Source organism: Nonomuraea sp. NPDC049784 (assembly GCF_040659615.1).
Taxonomy (GTDB): Bacteria; Actinomycetota; Actinomycetes; order Streptosporangiales; family Streptosporangiaceae; genus Nonomuraea.
Genome location: NZ_JBFAMX010000577.1, coordinates 1 through 6,593, shown reverse-complemented (window position 1 = coordinate 6,593; position 6,593 = coordinate 1). Strand labels below are relative to the sequence as shown.

At 70.3% G+C, this 6,593-nt stretch carries 5 protein-coding genes and 1 pseudogene; 3 read left to right on the top strand and 3 right to left on the bottom strand.

Going from position 1 to position 6,593, the window contains the following annotated elements:
* Window positions 1–239 precede the first annotated feature (239 nt).
* Together hemQ and hemG are read right to left on the bottom strand one after the other, a co-directional pair.
* Entirely contained in the window at window positions 240–941 is a 702-nt protein-coding gene (hemQ, locus tag AB0J09_RS52340) for a hydrogen peroxide-dependent heme synthase (protein ID WP_360709385.1), read from the bottom strand.
* A gap of 5 nt (window positions 942–946) precedes the next feature.
* Entirely contained in the window at window positions 947–2,350 is a 1,404-nt protein-coding gene (gene hemG, locus AB0J09_RS52335) for a protoporphyrinogen oxidase (RefSeq protein ID WP_360709382.1), read from the bottom strand.
* A gap of 191 nt (window positions 2,351–2,541) precedes the next feature.
* Here hemG and AB0J09_RS52330 point away from each other — a divergent pair, with 191 nt between their 5' ends.
* Window positions 2,542–3,396: a DUF4349 domain-containing protein gene (locus AB0J09_RS52330; protein ID WP_360709379.1), complete on the top strand. Its 855-nt coding sequence runs from the start codon at window positions 2,542–2,544 to the stop codon at window positions 3,394–3,396.
* A gap of 9 nt (window positions 3,397–3,405) precedes the next feature.
* Here the strand turns inward: AB0J09_RS52330 and hemE are convergent, their stop codons facing one another.
* A complete protein-coding gene (gene hemE / locus AB0J09_RS52325; protein WP_360709377.1) occupies window positions 3,406–4,458 on the bottom strand; it encodes a uroporphyrinogen decarboxylase in 1,053 nt (350 codons plus the stop codon).
* A 565-nt stretch (window positions 4,459–5,023) separates the two neighbouring features.
* On the opposite strand from hemE, the gene AB0J09_RS52320 reads away from it, so the two are divergent.
* Both AB0J09_RS52320 and AB0J09_RS52315 read left to right on the top strand, forming a co-directional pair.
* On the top strand, window positions 5,024–5,617 hold the full coding sequence (locus AB0J09_RS52320) for a DUF3000 domain-containing protein (protein WP_360709374.1): 594 nt from the start codon (window positions 5,024–5,026) through the stop codon (window positions 5,615–5,617).
* 45 nt (window positions 5,618–5,662) lie between these two features.
* A pseudogene (locus tag AB0J09_RS52315) lies at window positions 5,663–6,553 on the top strand (HRDC domain-containing protein); the annotation flags it as partial.
* Window positions 6,554–6,593 lie beyond the last annotated feature (40 nt).

Below are 6,593 nucleotides of genomic sequence, written 5' to 3'. Positions count from 1 at the left end.
GGGCCTCGACTGGACCGTCATCCGCCCGGCCTTCTTCATGCAGAACCTTTTCGGCCCCCGCCTGCCCGATCCGCCCATCACCCCGCCCTCCCCATCGCCTTGGAACGTGCCACCGCAGGCGCGCCCGTACGAGCGAAGGATTTCCCTGATTGTGACAAAGGGGATAGATCAAGTCCGTTGGATCGCCAACTTGGTCTGGATCTTTTCCCCTGGGTCCCAGGGGGAGGTGTTACCGGCGGCTAGGGCAGGGCCGCCACCAGCTCCCGCACCGGCTTGCGCGCGCCCGTGTAGAACGGGATCTCGACGCGGGTGTGGCGGCGGGCCTGCGCGCCCCGCAGCGTGCGCATCAGGTCGACGATCCTGTGCAGCTCGTCGGCCTCGAACGCCAGCATCCACTCGTAGTCGTTGAGCGAGAAGCACGCCACCGTGTTGGCCCGCACGTCGGGATAGTCGCGCGCCATCCTGCCGTGCTCGGCCAGCATGGCGCGGCGCTCGGAGTCGTCCAGCAAGTACCACTCGTAGGACCGCACGAACGGATAGACGCTCACGTAAGCGCGCGGCTCCTCCTCGGCGAGGAAGGCGGGAATGTGCGACTTGTTGAACTCGGCCGGCCGGTGCAGCGCCATCGCCGACCAGACGGGCCTGCTGTGCCGGCCCAGCTCGGTGCGGCGGAACCTGGCGTAGACGTCCTGCAGGTCCTCGGGCGTGGCCGCGTGCCACCAGAACATGTAGTCGGCGTCGGCCCGCAACCCCGCCACGTCGTAGACCCCCCTGGTCACGACGCCCTTGCCGGCGGCCTGCTCCAGCAGCTCCTCGACCTCGCCCGCCAGGCCGTCGCGATCGACGGGACACGGCTCGGTCACCTGGAAGACCGACCACATCGTGTAACGGATCACCTGGTTGAGATCGCGGGCCTTGAGCCGCGGCGCAGCCTCTGTCATGTCGCCTATTCTCCTCGTTGAGACAGGTGGTCCAGAATCCGGGCGGCGGCCGTACGCGCGGTGCCGACGCAGGCGGGGATGCCGATGCCGTCGTAGGCGGCGCCGCAGACGGCCAGCCCCGGCTCCATGGCCACTGCGGCGCGCACCCTGGCCACCCGGTCGAGGTGGCCCACGTTGTACTGCGGCAGCGCCCCGCCCCAGCGCGTGACCCTGGTGTCGATCGGCAGGCCGCTCACGCCCATCACGTCGGCCATCTCGGCCATGGCCAGCGACACCAGCTCGGTGTCGTCCCGCTGGAGCAGGTGCTCCTCGCCGATCCTGCCGATCGAGCAGCGCAGGATCACCATGTCCGTCGCCAGGTGCGGCCACTTGACCGAGCTGAACGTGACCGCCTTGACCGGCCGCCCCTCGACGGGCGGCACCAGGTAGCCGCTGGAGGCCGGCGGCTGGGGGAAGGCGTCGATCGGGTACGCGAGCGTGACGATGGCCATGCTGGCGTACTCGATCCTGGCCAGCTCGCTCGCCGCCTTGGGCACCTCGGCCTTGAGCAGCCTGCCGGCAGCCGCGCCCGGCGTGGCCACGATCACCGCGTCCGCCTCGACGATCTCGGGCTTCGGGACGGGGCCCGTGACCAGCTGCCAGCCGTCGCCGGCCCTGCGCAGCTCGCGTACGGTGACGCCGGTCCTGATGTCCGCGCCCGACGCCTTGGCGACCGCCTCGGGCAGGCCGCCGAGGCCGTTCTTCAGCGACGTGAAGACCGGGCCCGCGTCCTTCGGTGTCTCCTCGACGAGCTGCCTGGCCCCGGTCAGCAGCGAGCGCTCGGAGCGTGCCACCGCCGCCACGCGCGGCATCGTGGCCTCCAGCGACAGCATGTCGGAACGGCCCGCGTAGACGCCGCCGAGCAGCGGCTCGATCAGCCGGTCGACGATCTCGCCGCCCATCCTGGCGCGGACGTAGGCGGCCACGGACACGTCGGTGCGCACGAGAGTCGCCGGAAGGATCTGGTCGAGCGGCACGCGCAGCAGGCCGCCGGGCGAGACGATGCCCGACTTGGCCAGCTCGGTCAGGTCGGCGGGCACGCCCATGACCTGGCCCTTCGGCATCGCGCGCAGTGCGCCCCTGGCGTAGATGGCCGAGCTCGTGGTGCCGGGGAAGACCAGGTCGTCGCCAAGCCCGACCCCCCTGGCCAGGTCTTTGCCCTCGGGCCGCCTGGCCAGCATGGCCTCCGCGCCCGCGTCCACGTTCACCCCGGCGACCTCCGAGGCGTACAGCTTGCCGCCGACCCGTGACCCGCCCTCGAGCACGGTCACCTTGACCCGCTCGCCCGCGCCCTGGCGGAGATACCACGCGGCGGCGAGACCGGAAATCCCTCCGCCGACGACGACGACGTGCGCCCGATTCCCTTCCACGTCTCCAGACGCTACCGCCTCACCGGAGTGCCCAGCTGCGCGGGGCACGTGACCGTACCGTGATTCCTGCCATCAAACCGGGGCTTTCTGGTGACCGTCTTATGGGCATGAGGAGAATCCGGTACGGAGTCGCACTCACGGCCGCATGCTCGGCCCTGCTCCTGACAGGCTGCGGTGGCGCCAGCCAACAGATGATGTCCACCGACGCCGGCTCGGGCACCGCGCCCGCACCGGCCGCTGAGAGCCTCGCCAAGCAGCGGACACCGCAGCAGAGCAAGAACGGCCTCGTCTCGAACGTCAACCTGACCCAGGAGGATCGGCAGATCATCTACACCGGCGCCCTGACGGTGCGGGCCAAGCAGGTCACCGCCGCCGCCCAGCAGGCCAAGCAGATCGTGACGTCGGCGGGCGGCTACCTGTCCAAGGAGGAGACGAACTCGGCCAGCGACACCGAGGACATGGCCACATTGGAGTTCAAGATCCCACCGGACAAGTACAACGAGGTGCTGGGCCGGCTCGGCAAGGACCTGGGCAAGCAGCTGTCCATGAACCAGGGCACCCAGGACGTCACCATGCAGATGGCCGACGTCACCAGCCGGCTGAAGTCGGCGCAGCAGTCGCTGGAGTCGCTGCGCACGCTGCTGAAGAAGGCCGACACCGTCGGGCAGGTGCTGCAGGTGGAGCGGGAGATCTCCTCGCGCGAGGCCGACCTGGAGTCGCTGCAGGCGCAGCAGAAGCAGCTGGCCACGCAGGTCGCCATGGCCACGGTGACGCTCCGGCTGGTCGGGCCGGTCGCCGTCGTCGAGGATCCTTCCGACGAGCCCGCCGGTTTCCTGGGCGGGCTCAAGGCGGGCTGGCAGGCGCTGGTGTCGTTCGCGAAAGTGTCGGTCACCGTGCTCGGCGCGGTGCTGCCGTGGCTGGTCGCCTCGCTACCGCTGATCGCGCTGGTGATCTATCTGGCACGGCGTGACCGCGTCAGGCGCCCCCGGACCCCCATGCCCCCGCCAGGGCCGCAGCCCGGCGGCCCGGACCCGGAAGCGGCCTGACCCGGACCGTCAGCCGGCCTCGTGAACGAGGTCGGTGAGGCGCTTGAGCTGGTCGGGATCGGTCGAGGGCAGCACGCCGTGCCCCAGGTTGAACACGTGCCCCTCGGCCGCCCGTCCCAGGCGCAGCACCTCGCGCGCCTTGCGCTCGACCACCTCCCACGGCGCCAGCAGCACGGCCGGGTCAAGGTTGCCCTGCAGCGCCTTGCCGGGGCCGACCCGGCGGGCCGCCTCGTCGAGCGGCACCCGCCAGTCCACGCCCACCACGTCGGCCCCGGCCTCGCCGAGCACGCCGAGCAGCTCGCCCGTGCCGACGCCGAAGTGGATGCGCGGCACGCCCGCCACGCCCTCGAAGATGCGCCGCGTGTGGGGCAGGATGAACTCCCGGTAGTCGGCCGGCGCCACCGCTCCCACCCAGGAGTCGAAGAGCTGCACGGCCGAGGCCCCCGCGGCGATCTGGATGCGCAGGTGCTCGAGGACGATCGTGGAGAGACGCTCCATGAGCGCGTGCCACAGCTCCGGCTCGCCGTACATCATGGCCTTGGTCCGGTCGTGGTTCTTGGACGGGCCGCCCTCGATGAGGTACGAGCCGAGCGTGAACGGCGCCCCGGCGAAGCCGATCAGCGGCGTGCCGCCCAGCTCGCCGGTCAGCGCCTGGATGGCCTCGGTGACGTACGGCACATCGTCCGGCTCCAGCGGCCGCAACGCGTCGATGCCCTTGGCGTCGCGGATCGGGTCGGCCATGACGGGGCCGACGCCCGGCTTGATGTCGAGATCGACGCCGATGGCCTTGAGCGGCACCACGATGTCACTGAAGAAGATCGCGGCGTCCACGCCGTACCGGCGCACCGGCTGCATGGTGATCTCGACGATCAGGTCGGGCGTCGAGCAGGCGGTGAGCATCGGCACGCCCTCGCGGACCCTCAGGTATTCGGGCAGCGACCGACCGGCCTGGCGCATGTACCACACCGGGGTGTGAGGAACGGGCTGGCGATGGCAGGCACGCAGGAATGCGGAGTCGGCGAGGTTCACTCCACAAGGGTGCCACGTACGGGCGTCGGCCATGACACGGGAGCGACCTGTCGGAAAAACATCGATTGGACACCCCAAAGCATGATCAGATAGCCAGATGAAGGTTTACCGGTCTGCTCGGCATCGGCGCCGCACTCGGGTCGAACACACCCCATGCCCGGCCAGAGAGCCGGTCTCGACTGGGCCAAATGTTCGCCAACCCACCGCGCGGCATCGATTCAGAGACCACTTTCGGGACACGCCGAGCGCGTTGCGGGGAATTGTCAGCGGCTCGTGCCAACGTCGGAGCCACGACCCGAAGAAAGGCCCCGGTTCGATGACTCGTGCGATGACCGCGTTGTGGAGTTCCCCAGAGCGCCGCAGTGAGCGCTGTCCTTCCTGCGCAGGTGAGCGGCCGTTCGAGCAGCCGCCGTGCCTCGACGGGCATGAGCCCGGCCACTGCCCCGAGTGGGCCTGCGTCGAGTGCGGTCACGCGATCATCCTCGCCACCGCCGAATCCCTCCGACCGATTCGCCAGCTGGTTACGGCAGCGGCTTGATCACGAAGGATGAGCACCCCCGTGGTCCCCTTCCGTCCGTCTTCGACCTACGCTTCCGCTATGACACTCGGTGACCAGCCTCCTCCCGCAGCGTTCGCACGTGCGGCGGAGAGCATGCGGCTGGCCGAGGTCAGGCCGGAGATCGAGCTCGAAGACCTCCCCGCGCCGCAGCGGCTGGCCCCCTACTCGGCCGCCATCGGCGCGTCGGTCTACCGCGACGACGACGAGCTCGCGGTCGGCCGCCTGATCCTGCTCTACGACCCTGAGGGCCAGCGCGGGTGGGAGGGCCCGTTCCGGCTGGTGGCCTATGTCAGGGCCGACATGGAGCCGGAGATCACATCCGATCCGCTGCTCGGGCCTGTCGCCTGGAGCTGGCTGACCGAGGCTCTGGACGCGCATCAAGCCGACTACTCCGCCGCTGGCGGTACGGTGACAAGAGCCGTGTCAGAGGGGTTCGGCAACAAGGCCGAAGACCCGGTCACGACCGAGCTCGAGCTGCGGGCGTCCTGGTCACCCGCGCAGGAGGATCTCTCCGGCCACGTCGCCGCCTGGTGCGACCTCATGTGCCTGGCGGCGGGGATCCCACCGCTCCCGCCCGACGTGGCCGCCCTTCCCCGCCGCCGTGATGATCCGGAGAGTGACCGTACGAAGTGAGGGCATCAGTCAAGACAGCATCAGCGTCATGAGGTCGGTGAGCTCATGACAGAAGAACGCACCGTCGAGCCGCTGCTCGAGCCACGCGAGGGCATTCCACCGGTCATCGCGGACGACGCCGCGCTCGCTGAAATCGTTTCGCGGTTCGCGGCGGGCACCGGTCCCGTCGCGGTCGACGCCGAGCGCGCCTCGGGCTACCGCTACGGCAACCGCGCCTACCTCGTGCAGCTGCGCCGCGGCGGAGCGGGCACCGCGCTGATCGACCCGATCGCGTGTCCCGACCTGTCCGCGCTCGACGCGGCCGTGGCCGACGCTGAGGTCGTGCTGCACGCCGCGTCCCAGGACCTGCCGTGCCTCCTGGAGGTGGGGTTCAGGCCGCGGCGGATGTTCGACACCGAGCTGGCGGGGCGGCTGCTCGGCTACGAGCGGGTGGGGCTCGGCACGATGGTCGAGACCGTGCTCGGGCTGCGGCTGGAGAAGGGGCACTCGGCCGCCGACTGGTCCACCAGGCCGCTGCCGGAAGACTGGCTGCGGTACGCGGCGCTCGACGTGGAGGTGCTGGTCGAGCTGCGTGACTCGCTCTATCAGGAGCTCGCGGAGAGCGGGAAGCTGGAGTGGGCGCGCGAGGAGTTCGACGCCGTGCTCAACACGCCGCCGCCCGTCCCCCGGTCCGACCCCTGGCGGCGCACCTCGGGCATCCACAAGGTACGCAACGTACGGGCGCTGGCGATCGTCCGGGAGCTGTGGACCATGCGCGACAGGATCGCCCGAGAGGCCGACCTGGCGCCCGGGCGGGTGCTGCCCGATGCCGCCATCGTGACGGCCGCGCTCGAGGGGCCCCGCACCAAGAAGGCTTTGACCGAAATATCGGCATTCACCGGGCGTAGCGCGCGCCGGCACATGAGCGACTGGCTCGCCGCGGTGACCCGCGCCCGGTGAATGCCGATATTTCGGTCAAAGCCTTCTTGGTGCGGGG

Bases quoted from the DNA above. Each gene is read 5' to 3' on its own strand.
- hemQ (WP_360709385.1), bottom strand. From the start codon at position 941: ATGACAGAGGCTGCGCCGCGGCTCAAGGCCCGCGATCTCAACCAGGTG.
- AB0J09_RS52320 (WP_360709374.1), top strand. From the start codon at position 5,024: ATGACACTCGGTGACCAGCCTCCTCCCGCAGCGTTCGCACGTGCGGCG.
- hemE (WP_360709377.1), bottom strand. From the start codon at position 4,458: ATGGCCGACGCCCGTACGTGGCACCCTTGTGGAGTGAACCTCGCCGAC.
- AB0J09_RS52330 (WP_360709379.1), top strand. From the start codon at position 2,542: ATGATGTCCACCGACGCCGGCTCGGGCACCGCGCCCGCACCGGCCGCT.